Origin of the sequence: Pseudoxanthomonas suwonensis, from assembly GCF_000972865.1 — a bacterium.
GTDB classification, from domain to species: domain Bacteria; phylum Pseudomonadota; class Gammaproteobacteria; order Xanthomonadales; family Xanthomonadaceae; genus Pseudoxanthomonas; species Pseudoxanthomonas suwonensis_B.
Genome location: NZ_CP011144.1, coordinates 2979660 through 3001828 on the forward strand (window position 1 = coordinate 2979660; position 22169 = coordinate 3001828).

Annotated in this window: 23 protein-coding genes; 18 read left to right on the forward strand and 5 right to left on the reverse strand. The window is 72.0% G+C overall.

The features are described 5' to 3' along the window. Position 1 precedes the first annotated feature (1 nt). Positions 2-652 carry an exopolysaccharide biosynthesis protein gene (locus tag WQ53_RS12265; RefSeq protein WP_052632778.1) on the forward strand — a complete coding sequence of 217 codons (651 nt, stop codon included), beginning with the start codon at positions 2-4 and terminating at the stop codon, positions 650-652. A 49-nt stretch (positions 653-701) separates the two neighbouring features. Beyond that, on the forward strand, positions 702-1472 hold the full coding sequence (locus tag WQ53_RS12270; RefSeq protein WP_052632780.1) for a peptidoglycan DD-metalloendopeptidase family protein: 771 nt from the start codon (positions 702-704) through the stop codon (positions 1470-1472). Positions 1473-1740: 268 nt separating this feature from the next. Here WQ53_RS12270 and WQ53_RS12275 read toward each other — a convergent pair whose 3' ends face one another. Next, positions 1741-2115, reverse strand: coding sequence for an Mth938-like domain-containing protein (locus tag WQ53_RS12275; RefSeq protein WP_052632782.1), 375 nt, complete (start codon positions 2113-2115; stop codon positions 1741-1743). Positions 2116-2134: 19 nt separating this feature from the next. Beyond that, on the reverse strand, positions 2135-2440 hold the full coding sequence (yhbY, locus tag WQ53_RS12280; protein ID WP_052634074.1) for a ribosome assembly RNA-binding protein YhbY: 306 nt from the start codon (positions 2438-2440) through the stop codon (positions 2135-2137). Between the two features lie 85 nt (positions 2441-2525). Here yhbY and rlmE point away from each other — a divergent pair, with 85 nt between their 5' ends. The 10 genes from rlmE (at position 2526) to WQ53_RS12330 (ending at position 11666) form a co-directional block, all read left to right on the forward strand. After that, a complete protein-coding gene (rlmE, locus tag WQ53_RS12285; protein WP_052632784.1) occupies positions 2526-3164 on the forward strand; it encodes a 23S rRNA (uridine(2552)-2'-O)-methyltransferase RlmE in 639 nt (212 codons plus the stop codon). An 85-nt stretch (positions 3165-3249) separates the two neighbouring features. Continuing rightward, complete coding sequence (gene ftsH, locus WQ53_RS12290) at positions 3250-5184, forward strand: ATP-dependent zinc metalloprotease FtsH (protein WP_052632786.1); 1935 nt, start codon at positions 3250-3252, stop codon at positions 5182-5184. 13 nt (positions 5185-5197) lie between these two features. Continuing rightward, positions 5198-5449 (forward strand): hypothetical protein, encoded by a 252-nt coding sequence (locus WQ53_RS12295; protein ID WP_052632788.1) that lies wholly within the window; start codon positions 5198-5200, stop codon positions 5447-5449. 244 nt (positions 5450-5693) lie between these two features. After that, on the forward strand, positions 5694-6587 hold the full coding sequence (gene folP, locus WQ53_RS12300) for a dihydropteroate synthase (protein ID WP_052632790.1): 894 nt from the start codon (positions 5694-5696) through the stop codon (positions 6585-6587). A gap of 12 nt (positions 6588-6599) precedes the next feature. Next, positions 6600-7583, forward strand: coding sequence for a tRNA (adenosine(37)-N6)-dimethylallyltransferase MiaA (gene miaA, locus WQ53_RS12305; RefSeq protein WP_052632792.1), 984 nt, complete (start codon positions 6600-6602; stop codon positions 7581-7583). A 63-nt stretch (positions 7584-7646) separates the two neighbouring features. After that, positions 7647-7922 (forward strand): RNA chaperone Hfq, encoded by a 276-nt coding sequence (hfq, locus tag WQ53_RS12310; RefSeq protein WP_052632793.1) that lies wholly within the window; start codon positions 7647-7649, stop codon positions 7920-7922. A 15-nt stretch (positions 7923-7937) separates the two neighbouring features. Further along, positions 7938-9251, forward strand: coding sequence for a ribosome rescue GTPase HflX (hflX, locus tag WQ53_RS12315; protein WP_052632795.1), 1314 nt, complete (start codon positions 7938-7940; stop codon positions 9249-9251). Between the two features lie 224 nt (positions 9252-9475). Next, entirely contained in the window at positions 9476-10615 is a 1140-nt protein-coding gene (gene hflK / locus WQ53_RS12320) for an FtsH protease activity modulator HflK (protein ID WP_052632797.1), read from the forward strand. After that, on the forward strand, positions 10612-11475 hold the full coding sequence (hflC, locus tag WQ53_RS12325; protein ID WP_052632799.1) for a protease modulator HflC: 864 nt from the start codon (positions 10612-10614) through the stop codon (positions 11473-11475). Before hflK ends, hflC begins: the two co-directional genes overlap by 4 nt. Continuing rightward, positions 11475-11666: a DUF2065 domain-containing protein gene (locus WQ53_RS12330; protein WP_052632802.1), complete on the forward strand. Its 192-nt coding sequence runs from the start codon at positions 11475-11477 to the stop codon at positions 11664-11666. Before hflC ends, WQ53_RS12330 begins: the two co-directional genes overlap by 1 nt. A 252-nt stretch (positions 11667-11918) precedes the next feature. On the opposite strand, the gene WQ53_RS12335 is transcribed toward WQ53_RS12330, so the two are convergent. Together WQ53_RS12335 and WQ53_RS12340 are read right to left on the reverse strand one after the other, a co-directional pair. Continuing rightward, positions 11919-12797, reverse strand: coding sequence for a PhzF family phenazine biosynthesis protein (locus WQ53_RS12335; RefSeq protein ID WP_052632804.1), 879 nt, complete (start codon positions 12795-12797; stop codon positions 11919-11921). A 33-nt stretch (positions 12798-12830) separates the two neighbouring features. Next, positions 12831-13697, reverse strand: coding sequence for a PhzF family phenazine biosynthesis protein (locus WQ53_RS12340; protein ID WP_052632807.1), 867 nt, complete (start codon positions 13695-13697; stop codon positions 12831-12833). A gap of 276 nt (positions 13698-13973) precedes the next feature. Between WQ53_RS12340 and WQ53_RS12345 the strand changes: the two genes are divergently transcribed. From WQ53_RS12345 to WQ53_RS12365, 5 genes are all read left to right on the forward strand, one after another. After that, positions 13974-16580, forward strand: a complete 2607-nt coding sequence (locus WQ53_RS12345; protein ID WP_144409323.1) for a bifunctional aspartate kinase/diaminopimelate decarboxylase — start codon at positions 13974-13976, stop codon at positions 16578-16580. Next, positions 16564-17061: a hypothetical protein gene (locus WQ53_RS12350; protein ID WP_144409324.1), complete on the forward strand. Its 498-nt coding sequence runs from the start codon at positions 16564-16566 to the stop codon at positions 17059-17061. Before WQ53_RS12345 ends, WQ53_RS12350 begins: the two co-directional genes overlap by 17 nt. Further along, on the forward strand, positions 17058-18428 hold the full coding sequence (gene murL, locus WQ53_RS12355; protein ID WP_052632814.1) for a UDP-N-acetyl-alpha-D-muramoyl-L-alanyl-L-glutamate epimerase: 1371 nt from the start codon (positions 17058-17060) through the stop codon (positions 18426-18428). The genes WQ53_RS12350 and murL overlap by 4 nt, the downstream gene beginning before the upstream one ends. After that, positions 18409-19806: a UDP-N-acetylmuramoyl-L-alanine--D-glutamate ligase gene (murD, locus tag WQ53_RS12360; protein ID WP_052632816.1), complete on the forward strand. Its 1398-nt coding sequence runs from the start codon at positions 18409-18411 to the stop codon at positions 19804-19806. The genes murL and murD overlap by 20 nt, the downstream gene beginning before the upstream one ends. A 148-nt stretch (positions 19807-19954) precedes the next feature. After that, complete coding sequence (locus tag WQ53_RS12365; protein WP_158497843.1) at positions 19955-20449, forward strand: type VI secretion system tube protein Hcp; 495 nt, start codon at positions 19955-19957, stop codon at positions 20447-20449. A 46-nt stretch (positions 20450-20495) separates the two neighbouring features. Here the strand turns inward: WQ53_RS12365 and WQ53_RS12370 are convergent, their stop codons facing one another. Continuing rightward, on the reverse strand, positions 20496-21503 hold the full coding sequence (locus WQ53_RS12370) for a polyprenyl synthetase family protein (protein WP_052632820.1): 1008 nt from the start codon (positions 21501-21503) through the stop codon (positions 20496-20498). Between the two features lie 154 nt (positions 21504-21657). On the opposite strand from WQ53_RS12370, the gene ssb reads away from it, so the two are divergent. Next, positions 21658-22155, forward strand: a complete 498-nt coding sequence (gene ssb / locus WQ53_RS12375; protein WP_052632822.1) for a single-stranded DNA-binding protein — start codon at positions 21658-21660, stop codon at positions 22153-22155. Positions 22156-22169: the final 14 nt, after the last annotated feature.

Here is a 22169-nt window from a genome sequence, read left to right on the forward strand (position 1 = left end):
CATGGCCGGTCCGATCCTTTCCGACATCAACGACGCAGGCTCGCTGGGCGACCAGCTCGAGGCGATCATCGCCGAGCTGCCCGAAGACCAGCTGACCCTGGGTGAGTTGCTGCAGGTGTTCGGCGACGAAGGCCTGCTGCTGCTGACCATCCTGCTGACCCTGGTGTTCCTGATCCCGGTGTCGATCCCCGGCGTGAGCACGGTGTTCGGCGCGGCGATCCTGCTGGTCGGCGTCAGCCGGCTGTTCCGGCGGCCGCTGTGGCTGCCGGCGAAGCTGCGCGAGCGCGCGCTGCCGGCCGCGCGCCTGCGCCCGGCGCTGACCGGCGGCCTGCACTGGGTGCGCCGGCTGGAGAAGATCAGCCGGCCGTACCGGCTACGCGGGCTGGTCGACGGCCGTGCCCAGGACATCTTCAACAACCTGGCCTTCATCCTTGCCGCACTGTTGCTGATGGCGCCGTTCGGGTTCATCCCCTTCAGCAACACCCTGCCGGGGCTGGCGCTGCTGTTCTACGCCATCGGCATGATCCAGCGCGACGGCACCGCGATCCTGCTCGGTCACCTGGCCAACATCGGCACGATCGTCTACTTCGGTATCCTGATCGGCGGCGGCGGCCTGGCCGCGCAAGGGCTGCTGCGGCATTTCACCGGATGACAGGCAGGCGGGCGCCGGACGGCCCGATGCCGGGAGCGATGGAGAACCGATGACCGGAACGAGCGTACGCGAGCGGATGCGATGGTGCCTGGCGGGCGCCCTGGTCCTGCTGCTGGCCGCCTGCAGCAGCACCGTGGTGCGCACGCCGCAGGACGGCGCGGGTCCGGCGGCGTCGGCCGGGCGCAGCGGCGCCACGGTGGTGGTGCAGCAGGGCGACACCCTTTATTCGATCGCGCGCCGCAACGGGGTGTCGGTCGACGACATGGCCCGCTGGAACGGCCTGAAGCCGCCGTACACGATCTATCCGGGCCAGCGTCTGGCGCTGGGGCAGGCCGGCGCGACCCGCGGCACGGCCACCGCGCCGACCCGCACCGTGGTGGCGCCCAAGCCCGGTGAGGGCACTGCGCCGTCGCGGCCGCCGCCGCCGCCCACCGCGCCGGCCAGCAGCGGCTTCAGCTGGCGCTGGCCGGCGCAGGGCGTGCTGCTGGCGACCTACGTCGCTGGCGACAACACCCGCCAGGGCATCGACATCGGCGGCAGCAGCGGCCAGCCGGTGGCCGCCGCGGCCGATGGGGTGGTGGTGTATTCCGGCGCTGGCCTGGTCGGCTACGGCGAGCTGATCATCGTCAAGCACAACGAACAATGGCTGTCGGCCTACGGCCACAACCGCAAGCGGCTGGTCGCCGAGGGCCAGAGCGTGAAGGCCGGCCAGCAGATCGCCGAGATGGGGCGTACCGGCACGGACCGGGAAAAGCTGCATTTCGAGATCCGCTACAACGGCAAGCCGGTCGATCCGCTGCTTTACCTGCCTAAGCGCTAAGAAGGCGGTCGCCGCGCTGGGGGGCGGATCCCCGGCCCGGCGCAGCGCGCCGAGCCCACTACAACGGCAAGCCGGTCGATCCGCTGCTGTATCTGCCGAAGCGGTAGGGACGGCGCTTCGTCGCCACGACGGGATCCCGAGCCCCTTCACAACCTGGACCGTCGTCCCCGCGCAGGCGGGGACCCAGCGACTTGCGCTTTCCGGTCCAGTCCGTCGATCAAAGTCACTGGGTTCCCGCCCGCGCGGGAACGACGGCAATGAAATGCTCTCAGCCCAGCAGCAGCGCCACCACCACCCGCCGGCCTTCGCCGGCCAGGACGTTGTAGGTGCGCGCGGCGGCGGCGTTGTCCATGACCTCGATGCCGATCCCGCGGGTCAGGCAGGCCGCCAGGACCGCCGGCGGCGGGAACACCTGCCGCTCGCCGGTGCCCAGCACCACCAGCTCCGGCGCGAGCGCCAGCAGGGGCTCCAGGTGCGCAGGTTCCAGCGCGCCGGGCGCGGCCGGTGCCGGCCAGTCCTCGAGCAGCTGGTCTGGCGCCAGGGCGAAGCTGCGTTCCAGCACCCGCTCGTTGACCCGCGCGCGGCGGCCGTCGGCGCCGCGCAGGACCCAGGCATAGTCGGGACGTTCGTGGCTCAGCTGCATCGGCGCGACGCCTTCCGGCTCAGGGCCGGGGCAGCACGATCGCGGGCTTTTCCCGGGCCGGACGGTACAGGGTGGCGGTGTGGCCGATCCGCTGCACCAGCGCCGCGCCGGTCTGGCCGGCCAGGTCGGTGATCATCGCGTCGCGGGCTTCGCGGTCCTCGGCGGCGACCTTGACCTTGACCAGCTCGTGCCGCTCCAGCACCGCGTCCAGCTCGGCCAGCAGCGCCGGGGTGACGCCCTTGCCGCCGACCTGCATCAGGGCCTTGAGGCCGTGGGCCTGGCCGCGGAGGAAGCGGTTCTGGGCGGCGGTCAGGACAACTGACATCGAGGGTACCGGGCGGGGCAGGAGGCGGATCAGGGTATCATGGCGGCCCATACCGCCACGGGCGTTTCCGCCCGGCCTCTCCCGCATGCCCCGCAGCTCCCGCAGCAAGAGCAGCCACCGCTGGCTCCGCGAGCACTTCGCCGATCCGTACGTGAAGAAGGCCCAGGCCGAGGGCCTGCGTTCGCGCGCGGCGTACAAGCTCGAGGAGCTGATCGAGCGCGACCGCCTGCTCAAGCCGGGCATGGTCGTGGTCGATCTGGGCGCCGCCCCGGGCGGCTGGTCGCAGTACGTGCGCCAGGCGCTGGGCGACGGCGGCCGGGTGGTGGCCCTGGACATCCTCGAGATGCCGCCGCTGGCCGGGGTCGAGTTCCTTCATGGCGACTTCAGGGAAGACGCCGTCTTATCGCAGTTGGAGACGCTGCTGGACGGCCAGCGCGTCGACCTTGTGCTGTCGGACATGGCCCCCAACATGAGTGGTGTGGACGTGGTCGACCAGGCGCGGGCGATGCACCTGGCCGAACTGGCGATGGAGTTCGCCGACAGCCACCTGCGCCCCGGCGGGGCCTTCCTGATCAAGCTGTTCCAGGGGGTGGGCTTCGACGACTACGTGCGCGAATTGCGCCGCCGCTACGACAAGGTGGCGATCCGCAAGCCGGCGGCCTCGCGCAAGCGTTCGCCGGAAGTCTATGCCTTGGCGCAGGGCAAACGCGCCCTTATCAAGTAAGCTCGACCCAGCAAGCTCGACCCCAGAACCACCCCAACCAGCCAGTGCGACACGCCATGTACAGGGAACCGCGGAGCCGATGAGGATGAACGACTTGACCAAGAATCTGCTGCTCTGGGTGGTCGTCGCCATCGTGCTGATGGTCGTGTTCCAGAGTTTCTCCCCGCGCGACGGCGCCCCCGGCACCACGGTCGGCGAGTCGCCGAGCTATACCCGCTTCCTGCAGGACGTGGACGCCGGCCGCATCCGCACGGTGGTGTTCACCGACGAGAGCACCTTCACCGCCAACGCGATCCGCTATCGCCGCAGCGACGGCACCGAGGGCCAGGTGGTCGGCCCGATGGACGCCAAGCTGATCGACCAGCTGGTGAGCAAGAACGTCGACGTGACCCGCGAGAAGCCCAAGACCGGCCCGGGCTTCTGGGGCATCGTCCTGAACTTCCTGCCGGTGCTGCTGATCATCGGCTTCTGGCTGTTCATCATGCGCCAGATGCAGGGCGGCGGCGGCGGCGCCAAGGGCGCGATGTCGTTCGGCAAGTCGCGGGCCAAGCTGCAGGGCGAGGACCAGGTCAAGGTCACCTTCGCCGACGTGGCCGGCTGCGACGAGGCCAAGGAGGAGGTCGGCGAACTGGTCGACTTCCTGCGCGACCCCTCCAAGTTCACCAAGCTCGGCGGCAAGATCCCGCGCGGCGTGCTGATGGTCGGCCCGCCGGGCACCGGCAAGACCCTGCTGGCGCGCGCCATCGCCGGCGAGGCCAAGGTGCCGTTCTTCTCGATCTCCGGCTCGGACTTCGTCGAGATGTTCGTCGGCGTCGGCGCCAGCCGCGTGCGCGACATGTTCGAGCAGGCCAAGAAGCACGCTCCCTGCATCATCTTCATCGACGAGATCGACGCGGTCGGCCGCCATCGCGGCGCCGGCCTGGGCGGCGGCCACGACGAGCGCGAGCAGACTCTCAACCAGCTGCTGGTGGAGATGGACGGCTTCGAGGGCGGCGAGGGCGTGATCGTGATCGCCGCGACCAACCGTCCCGACGTGCTCGACCCGGCACTGCTGCGCCCCGGCCGCTTCGACCGCCAGGTGGTGGTCGGCCTGCCCGACGTGAAGGGCCGCGAGCAGATCCTCAAGGTGCACATGCGCAAGCTGCCGCTGGCCGACGACGTCGAGCCGCTGGTGATCGCGCGCGGCACCCCCGGCTTCTCCGGCGCCGACCTGGCCAACCTGGCCAACGAGGCGGCGCTGTTCGCCGCGCGCGAGAACGCGAAGGAAGTCCGCATGGACCACTTCGACCGCGCCCGCGACAAGATCCTGATGGGCGCCGAGCGCCGCTCGATGGCGATGAGCGAGGAGGAGAAGACCCTCACCGCCTACCACGAGGCCGGCCACGCCATCGTCGGCCGCCTGGTGCCCGAGCACGACCCGGTCTACAAGGTCACGATCATCCCCCGCGGCCGCGCCCTGGGCGTGACCATGTACCTGCCCGAGGGCGACCGCTACTCGATGAACCGGGTGGCGATCGAGTCGCGGCTGTGCGCGCTGTACGGCGGCCGCGTGGCCGAGGAACTGATCTTCGGCGAGGACAAGGTCACCACCGGCGCCTCCAACGACATCGAGCGCGCGACCAAGATGGCGCGCAACATGGTCACCAAGTGGGGCCTGAGCGACGAGATGGGGCCGATCGCCTACGGCGAGGAGGAGGACGAGGTGTTCCTCGGCCGCTCGGTGACCCAGCACAAGAACGTCTCCGACGACACCGCGCGGCGGATCGACGAGGTGGTGCGCTCGATCCTGGACAAGGCCTACGCGCGCACCAAGACCCTGCTGACCGAGAACATCGACAAGCTGCACACGATGTCCCAGCTGCTGCTGCAGTACGAGACCATCGACGCACCGCAGATCGACGCGATCATGGAAGGCCGCGAGCCGCCGCCGCCGATGGGCTGGGACAAGTCGGGCAAGGGTGACGACAAGGGCGACACGCGCCCGTTGCCGCCGGTGGGCGGGCCGGCCACGCAGACCTGACGGGCCGCCGCCCATGGCCGATCCGCAGCAGGAACGCGATCCGCGGCAAAGCTACTACGTCCGCAACCCCTGGCGCCCGTGGGCGTCGGGCGCTTTCGGCGGCGCCTCGACGGTGCTCACCGTGACCACGCTGTTCTACGCGCTGGGCCGGCTGCCGCTGGCGCTGGTGGGGATCAGCGTGCTGGTGGCCGCCGCGGCGTTCGTCTTCGGCCTTTATGCGCGGTACCGCGCCGCGCGCTTCGATGCGGAGATCGGCGGGGACTGAACCGCCACCGGGCGCGACTTCGCCCATCTCCCGTCGTCCCGGCGCAAGCCGGGACCCAGCGACTTTCCTCGCACCCATCACCGGCACGGCACGTGCTGGAGACACCGGGTCCCGGCTTGCGCCGGGACGACGGGGCGATGTGTGCCCGGATCGCACCGGTCCATGACCGCGCGCGGCCCGCCGGGATTGTTTGCGGCATCCCCAAGGGCCAGACTTGCGTGCACTCCCACCCGGGCCAATGCCGATGTTCGACGTCTCCCCCAGCCTGGACTGCGCCGGCCGCGTGCTGAAGCTGGACCGCACCCGGGTGATGGGCATCGTCAACGTCACCCCCGATTCGTTCTCCGACAGCGGCGCCCACGCCACCACCGAGGCGGCGGTCGCGCACGGATTGCGGCTGGCGGAGGAGGGCGCGGACATCCTCGACGTCGGCGGCGAGTCGACCCGTCCCGGCGCCGGCGAGGTGCCGCTGGAAGAGGAACTGCGCCGCGTCATCCCGGTGGTCGAGCGGCTGGTGCGCGGGACCGCGCTGCCCGTCAGCGTCGACACCTGCAAGCCGGAGGTGATGCGCGCGGCGGTGGCGGCCGGCGCCGGCATGATCAACGACGTCTGCGCGCTGCGCCGCGACGGCGCGCTGGAGGCGGCCGCGGCGCAGGGTGTGCCGGTGGTGCTGATGCACATGCTGGGCGAGCCGCGTTCGATGCAGGACGATCCGCGCTACGACGACGTGGTCGCCGAGGTCCACCGCTTCCTCGCCGAGCGGATCTTCGCCGCCGAGCTGGCCGGCATCCCTAAGAAGCACCTGGTCGCCGACCCCGGCTTCGGCTTCGGCAAGACCACCGCCCACAACCTCGCGCTGCTGGCCGGGCTGGAACGTTTCACCGAGCTGGGCGTGCCGGTGCTGGCCGGCCTGTCGCGCAAGCGCAGCATCGGCGAGTGGACCGGGCGCCAGGCGCCGGCCGAGCGCGTCGCCGGCTCGGTGGCCGCGCACCTGCTCGCCGCCCAGCGCGGCGCGCGGATTGTGCGCGTGCACGACGTGGCCGCCACGGTCGACGCGCTGAAGGTGTGGGAGGCGGTCGCCGCGGTACCCGCGCCGCGGCGCGATGCGGCGCCGGCGATCCGCTGGCCCGACGACTGAGGCCGGGCCGGAATGGGCGAGGACGCGCGGCCGCTGGCCATCGCGGTGATGGGCCCGACCGCGTCGGGCAAGACCGCCTTCGCCATCGAACTGGCGCAGCGCCACGGCGGCGAGATCGTCAGCGTCGATTCGGCGCTGGTCTACCGCGGACTGGACATCGGCGCGGCCAAGCCGGACGCGGCCGAGCGCGCCGGCGTGCCGCACCACCTGCTGGACGTGCGCGAGCCGTGGCAGCCGTATTCGGCGGCCGAGTTCGCCGCCGATGCGCGCGCGGCGATCGACGGCATCGTCGCCCGCGGCCGGCTGCCGGTGCTGGCCGGCGGCACCGGGCTGTACTTCCAGGCGCTGCTGCGCGGTCTGGCGCCGATGCCGCAGGCCGATCCGGCGCTGCGTGCGGCGATTGCAGCCGAGGCGCAGGATCGCGGCTGGGCCGCGCTGCACGCCGAGCTGGCCGGCGTCGATCCGGCCGCCGCCGCGCGCATCCGTCCGGGCGATGCCCAGCGCATCCAGCGCGCGCTGGAGGTATACCGGCTCAGCGGCCGCCCGATCAGCGCATGGCAGCGCGATCCGTCGCCGCCACGGCTGCCGCTGCGGGTGCTCCGGCTGGTGCTGGCGCCGGCCGAGCGCGCGTTGCTGCATGCGCGCATCGCGCGCCGCTTCGACGCGATGCTGGAAGCCGGCTTCCTCGACGAGGTGCGGCGGCTGCGCGCGCTGCCGCCGCTGCACGACCATCCACGGCCGCCGGACCTGCCGGCGCTGCGCGCGGTCGGCTACCGCCAGGCCTGGGAGCACCTCGATGGCGCGACCTCCGCCGCGGAGTTCCGCGACCGCGGCATCTTCGCCACCCGCCAGCTGGCCAAGCGCCAGCTGACCTGGCTGCGCGGCGAGCTCGACGCGCGCTGGTTCGATCCGGAACGTGACGGCGGTCAACTCCGGCAGGCGGTTTCCCGCTTCCTGGCCGCGCCGGCCCCGGTTCCCGGGCGCGGGCTTGTGTAACATGCCTGGCACGGGCCGGGGAGGCCCGCGCACGGCCCATAAGAAGAACAAGGGGAAAAACCGATGTCCAAGGGACAATCGCTGCAGGATCCTTTCCTGAACGCACTGCGCCGCGAACGCGTGCCGGTGTCGGTCTACCTGGTGAACGGCATCAAGTTGCAGGGTACGATCGAATCCTTCGACCAGTTCGTGGTGCTGCTGCGCAGCACCGTCAGCCAGATGGTCTACAAGCACGCCATTTCCACCGTCGTGCCGTCGCGCAATGTCCGGGTCGGCCCGGGCGGCGGCTACGTGCAGCAGCCGGGCGAATCCGGGGAAGGCGGCGACGAGGCCGAGTGACCCCCGGAGTATTGATTGTTCGAACGTTCCCGCAAGGGTGAACACGCGTTGCTGATCCAGCCCCACGCCGGTGGGGCCGTACCCGAGGACGTGCTCGAGGAGTTCGCCGACCTGGCCCGCTCGGCCGGGGCCAGCGTGGCCGCCACCCTGACCGCGCGCATCGACCGGCCCAACCCGGCGACCCTGATCGGCAGCGGCAAGCTGGAAGAGGTCAAGGCCGCGGCCGACGCCACCGGCGCCGACCTGATCCTGGTCAACCATCCGCTCAGCCCGGGCCAGGAACGCAACCTGGAAAAGGCGCTGCAGCGGCGCGTGGTCGACCGCACCGGCCTGATCCTGGACATCTTCGCCCAGCGCGCGCGCAGCCACGAGGGCAAGCTGCAGGTCGAACTGGCCCAGCTGCGGCACATGGCCACCCGCCTGGTCCGCGGCTGGACCCACCTGGAGCGCCAGCGCGGCGGCGCGATCGGCCTGCGCGGCCCCGGCGAGACCCAGCTGGAAACCGACCGCCGCCTGCTGCAGAAGCGCCTGGAGCAGCTGCAGCGCCGCCTGGACAAGGTCGAGGTCCAGCACACGCAGATGCGCCGTGCGCGCGTGCGCAGCGAACTGCCGCGGGTGGCGCTGGTCGGCTACACCAACGCCGGCAAGTCCACGCTGTTCAATGCGCTCACCGGTGCCGACGCCTACGCGGCCGACCAGTTGTTCGCAACCCTGGACCCGACCGTGCGCCGAGTGTCGCTGCCGGGCGGGAGTGTGGTCCTGGCCGACACGGTGGGTTTCGTCCGCGACCTGCCGCACGAACTGGTGGCCGCGTTCCGCTCGACCCTGTCGGAAGCACGCGAGGCCGACCTGCTGCTGCACGTGATCGACGCGGCCGATCCGCAGCGCGACGACCGCATCGCCCAGGTCGACGCGGTGCTGGCCGAGGTCGGCGCCGGCGACCTGCCGCAGCTGCTGGTGTTCAACAAGATCGACCGGATCGAGGGCGCCGAGCCGCGCCACGACCACAGCGGCGGCGAGGGCGACGACCCGGGCCACCGCGAGCGGGTGTGGCTGTCGGCCCGCGACGGCCGCGGCATGGAACTGCTGCAGGCGGCGCTGGCGCGGCGACTGGACCTGCAGCGGGCCTTCGGCGAGCTGCGCCTGCCGCCGCAGGCCGGGCGCCTGCGCGCGCGCCTGCACCAGCTCGACGCGGTCCGCGCCGAGCAGGCCGACGAGCACGGCTGGCTGCTGCAGGTCGACCTGCCGCGCGGTGAGGCCGAGCGCCTGGCCGCGCGCGCCGACGGTCAGGCGCTGCGCGCGCTGCTGCCACCGCGCCAGGAAGACTGATTCCGCCGCGCTTTCCATGTGTAGGAGCCGGGTTCAGCCGGCGACACGGGCGTCGGAATTACGAGGGAGTCGCCTGTGCCGACTTGGCGTGTCGCCGGCTGAACCCGGCTCCTACAGGCGTGTCGACAGCGCGCGCGGCCGGCTGGTGGCGCGGTCTTGCTAGAATCCAGTCATGCCCCGTCCGCGGCTCCGCGGCGGACGGGACCCACCGATACGGAGTTTTCATGGTCTGGAACACCCCTGGCAAAGGCGGCCCCGGCAAGGGTGGCGACTCGCCCGACACCCCGCCCCGCAACCCCTGGCCGCCGCGCCGCCCTTCCGGCAACGGCGGCGGCGGGCTGGACGGCGTCCTGGCCAAGCTGCGCGAAGTCTTCGGCGGCGACGGCGGCGGCATCGGCCGCTGGCTCCTGCTGGGCGCGGCCCTGCTGGTGCTGCTGAGCAGCTTCCAGCTGGTTGGCGAGCAGCAGCGCGGCGTGGTCCTGCGCTTCGGCCAGTTCGCGCGGGTGATGCAGCCCGGCCCGAACCTGAAGTGGCCGTGGCCGGTGGAGCGGGTGATCAAGGTCAACGCGACCCAGATCAAGACCTTCAGCAACACCGTGCCGGTGCTGACCCGCGACGAGAACATCGTCAACGTGGCCATGAACGTGCAGTACCGGGTCGGCGACCCGCGCCTGTTCCTGTTCGGTTCGCGCGACCCGCAGCGGATGCTCGAGCAGGTGGCGCAGAGCGTGGTCCGCGAGCAGGTCGGCCGCGCCGACCTGGACACCGTGCTCGGCGCGCGTGGCCCGCTGTCGGTCAGCGCGTCGCAGCAGCTGCAGGCCTCGATGGACGCCTACCGCACCGGCCTGGTGGTGACCGAGCTGAACCTGCAGGACGCGCGTCCGCCGGAGGAGGTCAAGCCGGCCTTCGACGAGGTCAACAGCGCCCAGCAGATCAAGGACCAGCTGATCAACGAGGCGCGCGCCTACGCGGCCAAGGTCGTGCCCGAGGCGCGCGGCGAAGCGGCGCGCCGGCGCACCGTGGCCGAGGGCTACAAGGCGGCCAAGATCGCCCACGCCGAGGGCGACGTGGCCCGCTTCAGCCTGCTGCGCGACGAATACCGCAACGCGCCGGAGGTCACCCGCAAGCGCCTATGGCTGGAAACCGTGCAGGACGTGCTGTCGCGCAACCGCAAGGTGGTCGGCGGCGACGGCCGCCAGCTGATCTACGTGCCGATGCCGGCCGGTGCCGCGTCCACGGCCGCGCCGCTGGGCCCTGCGGTCACCGCCGAGGCGCTGCTGCCGGCGATCGAAAGTACCCCCGATCAGGTACGCAGCGGCGTCCGCGACCCTGCGCGCACCGGCCGCGAGGAGCCCGTCCGATGAAATACTCCCTCTGGATCGCCCTGGCGGTCGCCGCCCTGCTGGGCCTGCTCGGCTCGGTCTACGTGGTCCGCGAAGGCCAGGTCGCCCTGGTGCTGAACCTGGGCCGCGTGGCCCGCACCGACATCGGCCCCGGCCTGCACTTCAAGTGGCCGCTGGTCGAGACCGTGCGCGCCTTCGACAGCCGCTTCGCCCTGGTCGACTTCTCGCCCGAGCGCTACCTGACCTCCGAGCGCAAGGACGTCAGCGTCGACTTCGTGGCGATCGGCTACATCAACGACGCGCGCGCGTTCTACCGCGCCACCGGCGGCGACGAATCGGCCGCCGCCGACCGCCTGGCGCCGATCATCAAGGACTCGCTGCGCAACGAGATCAACTCGCGCACGCTGACCCAGCTGGTGTCGGGCGACCGCAGCGAGGTGATCGCCAAGCAGCTGGAAGGCATCAACAAGGGCGCCGAGACGCTGGGCATGCGCATCGTCGACATCCGCCTCAAGCAGATCGACCTGCCGACCGACAGCGACGTGATCAAACAGGTCTACGACCGCATGCGCGCCGAGCGCAAGCAGGTGGCCAGCGCGCTGCGCGCCGAGGGCGAGGAGCAGGCGCGCACCATCCGTGCCCAGGCCGACCGCGACCAGGCGGTGATCGTGGCCGAGGCCGAGCGCGACGCGCAGATGCTGCGCGGCCAGGGCGATGCGCAGGCGGCGCGGCTGTTCGCCGACGTGGCCAACACCGACCCGGCCTTTTTCTCGTTCCACCGCAGCCTGGAGGCCTACCGCAACGCGTTCGCCGACGGTCAGGGCGTGATCGTGCTCGACCGGAACGATCCGTTCCTGCAGTACTTCAAGAACGAACGCTGATGGCGGCCGCGCTGCTCCAGGCGCTGTGCCTGGTCGCGGTGATCGAGGGGCTGTTCCTGTTCGCCGCGCCGGGGCTGTGGCGGCGGACGATGGAACAGCTGCTCACCCGCCCGGACGCGATGCTGCGCCGGCTGGGCGCGGCGGTGCTGGCCGCCGGCCTGGTCTCGCTGTGGCTGTTGCGGTACGGCTGAGGGCTTCCTGCTTGTAGGAGCCGGGTTCAGCCGGCGACACGGGCGTCTGGACCATGAGGGCGTCACCTGTGTCGGGGTCGCCTTGTCATCGGCCAGGTCCCGGTTGCTCCGCATCAGCAACGGCGTTGTTGCCGTCTGGGACGAATGGAGCCGGAAGGCGTCGTCGTGCCGAGGACGTCGTGTCGCCGGCTGAACCCGGCTCCTACAAACGGCGAGGGGCCGCGGTCGGGGCGGCCATGCGGAGCACCGGCGCTACGCCCAGTCGATCGTGCCGCGCACCACGCTGACCACCTGGCCGCCGGACCAGACCTCGCCCTCGGCATCCACCTGCATGTCCAGGCGCGCGTCGTAGCCGACCTCGCGGCCCTGGCTGACGCGGTAGCGGCCGTCGCGGCCCGGCAGCGCGTCGCGTAGCGCCAGCCAGGCCGCCAGCGTCGCGTTGGCCGCGCCCGAGGCGGCGTCCTCGAACACCGCCGGGCCGCCGACCAGGGCGCGCGCGGCGACCTGGTAGTCCTCGCCCTGGCAGCGGGCGAAGGCCAGCACGCCCATGCTCTCGGTGGCGTGCGCCAGCGAGGCGATCGCGTCCCAGTCCGGCCTCGCGTTGCGCAGGCTGGCCTCGTCGCGCGCCTCGGCCAGCCACCAGCGGCGGCCGCCGTCCATCAGCGCCGGCGGCAGTTCGCCCGGCGGCAGCCAGTCCAGCGCTTCGGCCATGCGCGAGCCGCGCGCGTCGGCGGTCTCGACCAGCCGCGAGCGCGGGGTGCGGATCGCGATCCGGCGCACGCCGCCGTCCGCGTCCACCCGCAACGGCAGCAGGCCGGCGATCCCCTCCTGCACCAGCAGGCCGTCGTGCGGCTGCGCCAGTCCCGCCTCGAGGACCACGTGCGCGGTGCCGACGCTGGGATGGCCGGCGAACGGCACCTCGCGCTTGGGACTGAACATGCGGATGCCGTAGCTGGCGCCAGGTCGCGTCGGCGGCAGGACGAAGGTGGTCTCCGGCAGCCGGGTCCAGCGGGCGATGGCCTGCATGGCGGCCTCGTCCAGTCCGCCGGCGTCCAGGACCACCGCCAGCGGGTTGCCGGCGCCGGGGCGGTCGGCGAACACGTCCACCTGGACGAACGGGCGGGGGGCCATGGCAACGGTCCTGGTCGGGGGAGGCGGCCGAGGTTACCAGTCCACCGTGCCACGGATCACCGCATGCACCGGGCCGCCAACCCACGCTTCGCCGTCGGCATCCACTTCCAGCTCCAGGCGTGCGTCGCGGCCGATTTCGCGGCCCTGGCTGGCGACGTAGCGGCCATCCGTGCCGGGCAGGCGGCCGTGCCGGTGCAGCAGGGCGGCGATGCTGGCGTTGACGCTGCCGGTCGCCGGATCCTCGGCGATGCCCACCGCCGGCGCGAAGGCGCGTACCACCAGCTGCGCCTCGCTGCCCGCGTCCGCCTGTGCGAACACGGCCAGCTTGCCGCTGACCGGCAGCGCGGCGATGTCGGCCTGGTCCGGCTGCAGGTCGCGCACCGCCGCCGCGTCGGCCAGTTCCAGCAGCCACCAGTCCGGGCCGTTGTTCCACAGCTGCGGTTCCATTGCGCCGCGCGCAGCGCCCCACACGCGTCCGGCGCACAACCAGTACGGGGCGGCGGTGGCGCGAAGTTGCGCCGGCGGGCTGCGCACCGCCGGCACGATGCCGCCGTCGTGGCGTCCGATCCGGACCGGCAGCAGTCCGGCCGCGCATTCCTGCAGCAGGCGGCCGTCGCGCTCGCGGGCCAGGCCGGCGTCCAGCGCCGCCCAGGCGGCGCCGACGCTGGGATGGCCGGCGAAGGGCAGTTCCATGCGCGGGGTGAAGATGCGGATCCGGTAGTCGGCCTCCGGCACCGTCGGCGGCAGGAAGAACACCGTCTCCGACAGGTTGGTCCAGGCCGCGAAGGCCTGCATCGCCGCCTCGTCCATGCCGGCGGCGTCGTACACCACCGCCAGCGGATTGCCGGCGCCGGGGCGGGGGGCGAATACGTCGAGCTGGGTGTAGCGGCGAGTGGGCATCGGAGGTGGTCCGGGAGGCGGCGTTCGCGTTCAAGACTAGCGCAGGGATTTCCCCTGCCGTCGTCCCGGCGAAAGCCGGGACCCGGCGACTTGCGTTTCGGTTTGCGCTGGGCCCGGGGCAAAGTCACTGGGTCCCGGCTTTCGCCGGGTCGACGGCGATGGGGGCGGACGCTCTCGTCCGCGACCATTCCGGCCGGCGATTCGGCTTAGAATCGGCGGTTCATGCCCGGTGGTCGGGTGGTCCCCACAACACACTCCATGTCCGCAGTTTCGCCCATGCAAGACGCCGCCCCCGGCGGCTGGATCGTCCTCAAGTTCGGCGGCACCTCGGTGTCGCGTCGCCACCGCTGGGACACGATCGGAAAACTGGCGAAACAGCGCGCCGAGCAGACCGGCTCGCGCGTGCTGGTGGTGGTGTCGGCGCTGTCGGGCGTGACCAACGAACTGACCGCCATCGCCGAGGGAGCCGCCGACGGCGCCGCGCGCGTGGCGGCGCTGGAACAGCGCCATCGCGACTTCCTCGCAGACCTCGAGCTGGATGCCGACGCGGTGCTGGGCGAACGCCTGGCCGCGCTGCGCGGGCTGCTCGACGATCCGCGCGCGGCCACCCGCCCGCTGGACTGGCAGGCCGAGGTGCTCGGCCAGGGCGAGCTGCTGTCGTCCACGCTCGGTGCCGCCTACCTGCGCGCGCAGGGCCTGGATATGGGCTGGACCGACGCGCGCGACTGGCTGGACGCGCTGCCGCCGCAGCCCAACCAGAGCGAGTGGTCGCGGCGGCTGTCGGTGAACTGCCAGTGGCAGGCCGACGACGCCTGGCGCGCGCGCTTCGCGGCCCAGCCCACGCGCCTGCTCATCACCCAGGGCTTCATCGCCCGCCACACCGAGGGCGGCACCGCGATCCTCGGCCGCGGCGGTTCGGACACCTCGGCCGCCTATTTCGGCGCGCTGCTCGGCGCTGGCCGGGTGGAGATCTGGACCGACGTGCCCGGCATGTTCAGCGCCAACCCGCGCGAGGTGCCCGACGCGCGCCTGCTCAACCGGCTCGGCTATGCCGAGGCGCAGGAGATCACTACCACCGGCGCCAAGGTGCTGCACCCGCGTTCGATCAAGCCGTGCCGCGATTCGGGCGTGCCGATGGCGATCCTCGACACCGAGCGGCCCGAGCTGCCCGGCACCAGCATCGACCGCAGCGCGGCGACCGTGCCCGGGGTCAAGGCGATCAGCCGCCGCAACGGGGTGGTGCTGGTGTCGGTCGAGGACATCGGCATGTGGCAGCAGGTCGGCTACCTGGCCGAGGTGTTCGCGCTGTTCCGCAGGCACGGCCTGTCGGTGGACATGATCGGCACCTCGCAGACCAACGTCACCGTGTCGCTGGACCCGAGCGAGAACCTGCTCAGCGAGAACGTGCTGGCGGCGCTGGCCGCCGACCTGGAGAAGATCGGCCGGGTCAAGGTGATCGTGCCGTGCGCGGCGATCACCCTGGTCGGGCGCGGCATGCGCTCGCTGCTGCACCGGCTGTCGGACGTGTTTTCGAGCTTCGGCCACGAACGCGTGCACATGATCTCGCAGTCGTCCAACGACCTGAACCTGACCTTCGTCATCGACGAGGCCGACGCCGACGGCCTGCTGCCGGAGCTGCACGCGGCGCTGATCGACAGCGGCGCGATGCCGGTGCTGGAGAAGGACGTGTTCGGGCCGCGCTGGCGCGAGCTCGACGGCGCGGTGCGGCCGCGGCCGCTGCCGTGGTGGCACGGCGAGCGCGGGCGGCTGCTGCGGATGGCGCAGGCGGGCACGCCGCGCTACGTCTACCACCTGCCCACCGTGCGCGAGCGCGCCCGTGCGCTGAAGTCGGTGGCCGCGGTCGACCACCGTTACTACGCGATCAAGGCCAACCCGCACCCGGCGGTCCTGCGCGCGCTGGTGGAGGAGGGCTTCGGCCTGGAATGCGTGTCGCTGGGCGAGCTGCACCACGTGTTCGCGGCGCTGCCGCAGCTGGATCCGAAGCGGGTGCTGTTCACCCCCAGCTTCGCCCCGGTGGACGAGTACGCGCAGGCGTTCGCGCTCGGCGTCACCGTGACCCTGGACAACGTCGAGGCGCTGCGGCGCTGGCCGGAGGTGTTCCGCGGCCGCCAGCTCTGGCTGCGGATCGACCTGGGCCACGGCGACGGCCACCACCAGAAGGTCAACACCGGCGGCAAGGACTCCAAGTTCGGCCTGTCGGCGCAGCGCGTGGACGAGTTCGTGGACGCGGCGCGCGCGCTGGGGACGACGATCACCGGCCTGCACGCGCATCTGGGCAGCGGCGTGGAGAACATGGGCCACTGGCGGCAGATGTGCGACGAGCTGGCCGGCTTCGCCCGCCGCATCGGCACGGTGTCCACGCTCGACATCGGCGGCGGCCTGCCGATCCCGTACAGCGCCGACGACGAGCCGTTCGACGTCGCGGCCTGGGCCGCGGGCCTGGCCGAAGTGCGCGCGGTGCATCCGGCGTTCGAGTTGGTGATCGAGCCCGGCCGCTACCTGGTGGCCGAGGCCGGCGTGCTGCTGGCGCGGGCCACCCAGGTGATCGAGAAGGACGGCGTGCGCCGGGTAGGCCTGGATGCCGGCATGAATGCGCTGGCGCGCCCAGCGCTGTACGACGCCTGGCACGACGTCGCCAACCTGGAGCGGCTGGACGAGGCGGCCGACGGCGTGTTCGACGTGGTCGGCCCGATCTGCGAATCCAGCGACGTGTTCGGCCGGCACCGGCACCTGCCGGCGGCCACCGCGCCGGGCGAGGTGATGCTGATCGCCGACGCCGGCGCCTACGGCCACGCGATGGCCAGCACCTACAACCAGCGCGCGCTGCCGGACGAGGACGTGATCGATGGGGCCGCGGACTGAGCTCGTGCTGCTGGCGACGCTGTCCGGCGCGGCGCTGACCGTGCTCGGCTACCTGGTCGCGTCGGCGCTGGTGTTCGAGCTGCCGCCCGGGCAGGCGCTGCGCATCGCCGCCCAGTGGAGCCCCACCGGCGCGCTGGCGGCGCTGGTGGCCGCGGTGTCGGTCGGCGGCTGGCAGCGCCGCTCGGCACAGGCGGGGCGGCGCTGGAGTGCGATCGGCATGGCGGTCCGTGCGACCGCCACCGCGCTGCTGCTGTATCCGGCGATGGTCGCCTGCTGGGTGCTGTTCACCGGCCTGCTCGACCAGCGCTTCGCCGCAGCGGCCATGCCGCTGCGCGAACTGGCGAACTGGGTGCCATCCATCGTGTTCGGCGCTACCCTCGCGGCCCTGCTGATCGGCACGCTGCCGGCGCTGGCCATCGCTTTCCTGCTCTGCCGGCGCTACCTGCGCCGGCAGGCACGCTCCACCACGGACTTTGCATGACCACTTTCGACAGAGACGCCATCCGGGTTTTCCGCTTCGTGCGCTGCGGTTTCGACGCCGCCACCGGCGTGGCCGAACTGGCCTACGCCTTCGACGACGGCCCGGAACTGGTGGAGACCGTCACCGTGCCGGGCGCGCCGTTCGTCCTGGACGGCGCGCGCGCGGAGGCGGTGGAGCGCGCGCTGCGCCTGCTGCACCTGGTCGCGGGGGTCAGCTACTACAAGGCCGCGGTGCCGGGCGAGATCCGCATCGACGGCTACGCCATCGACGCGGCCACCGCGTCGCTGCTGGAGCAGGTCTACCTCAACGGCCTGGGCGAGTTCGCCTACCGCAACGGGCTGGACCTGCACGGGCGCATCCGTTTCCCGGCGGACAGCCTCCCGGGCGATCCCGCCCCGGCGCTGGGGCTGGCGCCGCGCGCGCTGGTGGCGATCGGCGGCGGCAAGGATTCGCTGGTCAGCATCGAGGCGCTGCGCGCGGCCGGTATCGAACAGACCGTGACCTGGATCGGCGGCTCGCAGCTGATCCGCACCTGCGCCGAGCGCACCGGCCTGCCCACGCTCAACATCGGCCGCGCGCTGGCGCCGCAGCTGTTCGAGATCAACCGCCAGGGTGCGTACAACGGCCACATCCCGGTGACCGCGGTGAACTCGGCGATCCTGGTGCTGGCCGCGCTGCTCACCGGAGCCGGCCAGGTGGTGTTCTCCAACGAGCGCTCGGCGAGCTACGGGAGCCTGATCGTATCCGCCGACGGCACGGTCACCAACGAAGTCAACCACCAGTGGTCCAAGGGCTGGGCCTTCGAACAGGCGTTCGGCGGACATGTCGAGCGCGCCGTGGCCGCCGACCTGCACTACTACTCGCTGCTGCGGCCACTGTCGGAGCTGGCGGTGGCACGGCAGTTCGCGAAGAACGACCACTACGACGCGCACTTTTCCAGCTGCAACCGCAACTTCCACATCCTCGGCGAGAAGCCGGCGCAGCGCTGGTGCGGGCTGTGTCCCAAGTGCCACTTCGTGTTCCTGGCGCTGGCGCCGTTCATGCCCAAGACCCGGCTGGTGCGGATCTTCGGCCGCAACCTGCTCGACGACGCCTTGCAGGCGCCTGGTTTCGACGCGCTGCTGGAGTACCAGGAGCACAAGCCGTTCGAATGCGTGGGCGAGGGCCGCGAGTCGCGCGCGGCGATGGCGGCGCTGGCCGCGCGCGCGGACTGGCGCGAGGACGCGCTGGTGGCGCGCTTCGCCCGCGAGATCCAGCCGCAGCTCGACCCGGCGGAACTGGCGGTCGAATCCCTGCTCGAGGTCGCCGGCGAGCACCGCGTGCCGGCGCCGGTGTGGGAGCGGGTGCGTGCGCATTTCGCAGCTTGAGGGCAGCCGCGTTGCCCTGTGGGGCTGGGGGCGCGAAGGTCGTGCCGCCTGGCGCGCGATCCGTGCGCGGCTGCCGGCGCTGCCGCTGACCCTGTTCTGCAGCGAGGCCGAGGTGGCGGAGGCGGCCTCGCTCGGCGACGCACTGCTGACGACCTCCACCCGGGCCGACGCCGAAGCGTTGTCGGCGTTCGACGTGGTGGTGAAGTCGCCGGGGATCAGCCCGTACCGGGCCGAGGCGCAGGCCGCGGCCGCACGCGGCACCCGCTTCGTCGGCGGTACCGCGCTGTGGTTCGCCGCGCACGCGGATGCGCGCACGGTCTGCGTGACCGGGACCAAGGGCAAGAGCACGACCACCTCGTTGCTGGCGCACCTGCTGCGCGCCGGCGGCCACCGCACCGCGCTGGCCGGCAACATCGGCCTGCCATTGCTGGACGTGCCCGATGCCGCGCCCGATGGACGGTTGCCGGAGTTCTGGGCGATCGAACTGTCCAGCTACCAGACCGGCGACGTCGCCGCCAGCGGCGTGCGCCCGGAAGTGGCGGTGGTGCTCAACCTGTTTCCCGAACACCTGGACTGGCACGGCAGCGAGGCGCGCTACGTCGCCGACAAGCTGGCGCTGGTCACCGCCGCGCGTCCGCGCACGGCGGTGCTCAACGCCGCCGATCCGCGCCTGGCCGGGCTGCAGTTGCCCGACAGCCGCGTGCTCTGGTTCAACCGGGAAGACGGCTGGCACCTGCGCGGCGACGCGCTGTACCGCGGTGACGCCTTCGTGTTCGACACCGCGGCGGTGCCGCTGCCGGGCCGGCACAACCGCGGCAACCTGTGCGCGGTGCTGGCCGCGATCGAGGCGCTGGACGTGGACGCCGCGCCGCTGGCCGGTGCGGCGCTGGATTTCCGCCCGCTGCCGCACCGGTTGCAGTGGCTGGGCGAGCGCGACGGGATCGGGTACGTCAACGATTCGATCAGCACCACCCCGCACGCCAGCCTGGCGGCGCTGGATTGCCACCGCGACCGGCGCGTGGCGATCCTGCTGGGCGGCCACGACCGCGGCCTGGACTGGTCGGCGTTCGCCGCGCGCATGCACGAGGTCGCGCCGGCGGCGGTGGTGACGATGGGCGGCAATGGCCGGCGCATCCATGAATTGCTTGCGCCGCTGGCGGCTGGCGGCGGTTTCGCGCTGGAGGCTGCAGCCGACCTGCCCGACGCGGTGGCGCGCGCGCGGCGCCTGCTCGGCGGCGAGGGCGTCGTGCTGCTTTCCCCGGGCGCCCCCAGCTTCGGCGCCTACCGCGACTACACCGAGCGCGGGCGCCACTTCGCCGCGCTGGCCGGCTTCGACCCGGATGCGATCAGCACTATCCCGGGGCTGGGGATCCAGTAGCGCCTGGGCGCCCGCTGGCCCTGTATGCAAGCGGAAGCAGGCATGCCCGGCGGAGTGTTCGGAATGGCGGCCCTTTCAGTCAGCCTGCGTTCATCCGCGCAGGCGCGTAAGTTCGCGGGCTGCAAGGCAGCCAAAAGGGGAGAGTGACATGCGCGTTTTCCCGGGACGCACCATGCTCATCGCAGGGCTCGTCGCCTTCGCGCTTCCGGTCGCCGCGCAGGCCGCCGCCTACCTGAAGCTCGGCGATATCAAGGGGGAAGCCGTACAGGGCTCGCGCGCCGCCGCTGCGCCGGGCCGTGCCCACCAGGACCACAAGGGCGAGATCGAGATCCATTCCTTCAGCTGGGGTGCGTCCAATCCGAGCGCAAGCTCGGGCGCGCGCGCGCCCGCGCCGCGCGATGCCGCTTCCGGCCTTCCCACCGGCAAGCGCCAGCACAAGCCGATGATTTTCGTCGGGCCGGCCGACACGAGTGCCGGATCGGTGACGGTGGAGGCGAGCCTGCCCGATTGCCGGGTCGGGACCGTGTACAGCACGGTGGAAATGGGCGACCGCGGCACGGGCGAGTCGCTGAAGCTGCACGATGCGACGGTGAGCGCTTGCGCCGCCGACAAGGTGAGCTTCACCTACAGCAAGATCGAGTGACAAGCAGCCCTATGATGCTTCCCGTGGCCCTGCCGCGGCGGGACGGTCAATGGCTGCGCTCCACCGCGTACCGTGCCAGCCCACGCAACGCGTCCATGGCCTCGGACCCGGGCATGCCGGCCAGCGCGGCCTCGGCCGCGGCGGCATAGTCCATCGCCCGGCGGCGGCTGTACTCCAGCCCGCCGGTGGCGTGGATCGCGGCCAGCACCTCGGGCATGGCGGCGCTGTCGCCCGCCTGCACGATCCTGCGCAGGCGCTGGCGGACGGCCTCGTCCGAGTGTGCGATGGCGTGGATCAGCGGCAGGGTGGCCTTGCCCTCGGCCAGATCGTCGCCCAGGTTCTTGCCCAGGTCGGCAGCATCCGCGGTGTAGTCGAGCACGTCGTCGGCGATCTGGAAGGCGTAGCCCAGGGCCATGCCGTAGTCGTACAGGACCTGCTGCACGGCCGCGTCGGCGCCCGAAGCGAGCGCGCCCAGCTGCGTGCCAGCGGCGAACAGCACCGCGGTCTTGCGCTCGATCACCCGCAGGTAGGCGGCCTCGTCGGTGTCCGGGTTGCGCACGTGCAGCAGCTGCAGCACCTCGCCCTCGGCGATCCGGTTGGTGGTGTCGGCCAGCACCCGCATCACCTCCATCCGGTCCAGTTCCACCATCAGCTGGAAGCTGCGCGAGTAGAGGAAGTCGCCGACCAGCACGCTGGCGGCGTTGCCCCAGATCGCGTTGGCGGTGCTGCGGCCGCGGCGCAGGTCGGACTCGTCGACCACGTCGTCGTGGAGCAGGGTGGAGGTGTGGATGAACTCGATGATCGCCGCCAGCTGATGGTGGTCGGCACCGGTGCGGCCGGTCTCCGCTGTAGCCTGGCCAGCCAGCACCACCAGCATCGGCCGCAGGCGCTTGCCGCCGGCCGAGACGATGTGCTCGGCGACCTGGTTGATCAGGACCACGTCCGACGCCAGCCGGGTGCGGATCAGCGCGTCGACCGCGGCCATGTCGCCGGCGGCCAGGGCCTGGATCCGGGGCAGGGTGGCGTGGGGGAGGGGGCTGGGGTGGTCTGCCATGCAAGGCCGCCAGGGAAAGTGCCTGAATTATAAGGGGCGCCCGCGGAGAAACCCTACCCCGGGCCGCGGGGTTCAGCGCTGGCGCGGGGTGCGCCGGTATACTCCAATGCTTCCCCTGCCCGGGTCCCCGGGCATGACAGACGGACCCAAGACTATGGCGCGTGGCATCAACAAGGTGATCCTGGTCGGCAACCTCGGCGACGATCCCGAAACCAAGTACACCCAGTCCGGCATGGCCGTGACCATCGTTCGCCTGGCCACCACCAGCGTGCGCAAGGACCGCGACGGCAACACCCAGGAACGCACCGAATGGCACCGGGTGAAATTCTTCGGCAAGCTCGGCGAGATCGCCGGCGAGTACCTGCGCAAGGGCTCGCAGTGCTACGTCGAGGGCAGCATCCGCTACGACAAGTTCACCGGCCAGGACGGGCAGGATCGCTACATCACCGAGATCGTCGCCGACGAGATGCAGATGCTCGGCGGCCGCCCGGGTGGCGGCGAGGGTGGCGGTTACGCCGACCGCGGCGAGCGCCCGCAGCGCAGCGCGCCGCCGCGCCGCGAATCCGCCCAGCGCGCCGCGCCGGCCGCCGCGGCCGCGCCGCAGGCCGGCGGCTTCAACGACGACTTCGCCGACGACGATATTCCGTTCTGAGCGTCGCGGGTTTG

Coding starts and splice junctions, on each gene's coding strand:
- yhbY (WP_052634074.1), bottom strand. CDS start 2,440: ATGTCAGTTGTCCTGACCGCCGCCCAGAACCGCTTCCTCCGCGGCCAG.
- hfq (WP_052632793.1), top strand. CDS start 7,647: ATGTCCAAGGGACAATCGCTGCAGGATCCTTTCCTGAACGCACTGCGC.
- hflC (WP_052632799.1), top strand. CDS start 10,612: ATGAAATACTCCCTCTGGATCGCCCTGGCGGTCGCCGCCCTGCTGGGC.
- rlmE (WP_052632784.1), top strand. CDS start 2,526: ATGCCCCGCAGCTCCCGCAGCAAGAGCAGCCACCGCTGGCTCCGCGAG.
- WQ53_RS12330 (WP_052632802.1), top strand. CDS start 11,475: ATGGCGGCCGCGCTGCTCCAGGCGCTGTGCCTGGTCGCGGTGATCGAG.
- WQ53_RS12275 (WP_052632782.1), bottom strand. CDS start 2,115: ATGCAGCTGAGCCACGAACGTCCCGACTATGCCTGGGTCCTGCGCGGC.
- WQ53_RS12365 (WP_158497843.1), top strand. CDS start 19,955: ATGCGCGTTTTCCCGGGACGCACCATGCTCATCGCAGGGCTCGTCGCC.
- ssb (WP_052632822.1), top strand. CDS start 21,658: ATGGCGCGTGGCATCAACAAGGTGATCCTGGTCGGCAACCTCGGCGAC.
- WQ53_RS12335 (WP_052632804.1), bottom strand. CDS start 12,797: ATGGCCCCCCGCCCGTTCGTCCAGGTGGACGTGTTCGCCGACCGCCCC.
- WQ53_RS12345 (WP_144409323.1), top strand. CDS start 13,974: ATGCAAGACGCCGCCCCCGGCGGCTGGATCGTCCTCAAGTTCGGCGGC.
- WQ53_RS12350 (WP_144409324.1), top strand. CDS start 16,564: ATGGGGCCGCGGACTGAGCTCGTGCTGCTGGCGACGCTGTCCGGCGCG.
- hflK (WP_052632797.1), top strand. CDS start 9,476: ATGGTCTGGAACACCCCTGGCAAAGGCGGCCCCGGCAAGGGTGGCGAC.
- WQ53_RS12265 (WP_052632778.1), top strand. CDS start 2: ATGGCCGGTCCGATCCTTTCCGACATCAACGACGCAGGCTCGCTGGGC.
- WQ53_RS12270 (WP_052632780.1), top strand. CDS start 702: ATGACCGGAACGAGCGTACGCGAGCGGATGCGATGGTGCCTGGCGGGC.
- folP (WP_052632790.1), top strand. CDS start 5,694: ATGTTCGACGTCTCCCCCAGCCTGGACTGCGCCGGCCGCGTGCTGAAG.
- WQ53_RS12370 (WP_052632820.1), bottom strand. CDS start 21,503: ATGGCAGACCACCCCAGCCCCCTCCCCCACGCCACCCTGCCCCGGATC.
- WQ53_RS12340 (WP_052632807.1), bottom strand. CDS start 13,697: ATGCCCACTCGCCGCTACACCCAGCTCGACGTATTCGCCCCCCGCCCC.
- ftsH (WP_052632786.1), top strand. CDS start 3,250: ATGAACGACTTGACCAAGAATCTGCTGCTCTGGGTGGTCGTCGCCATC.
- murL (WP_052632814.1), top strand. CDS start 17,058: ATGACCACTTTCGACAGAGACGCCATCCGGGTTTTCCGCTTCGTGCGC.
- WQ53_RS12295 (WP_052632788.1), top strand. CDS start 5,198: ATGGCCGATCCGCAGCAGGAACGCGATCCGCGGCAAAGCTACTACGTC.
- miaA (WP_052632792.1), top strand. CDS start 6,600: ATGGGCGAGGACGCGCGGCCGCTGGCCATCGCGGTGATGGGCCCGACC.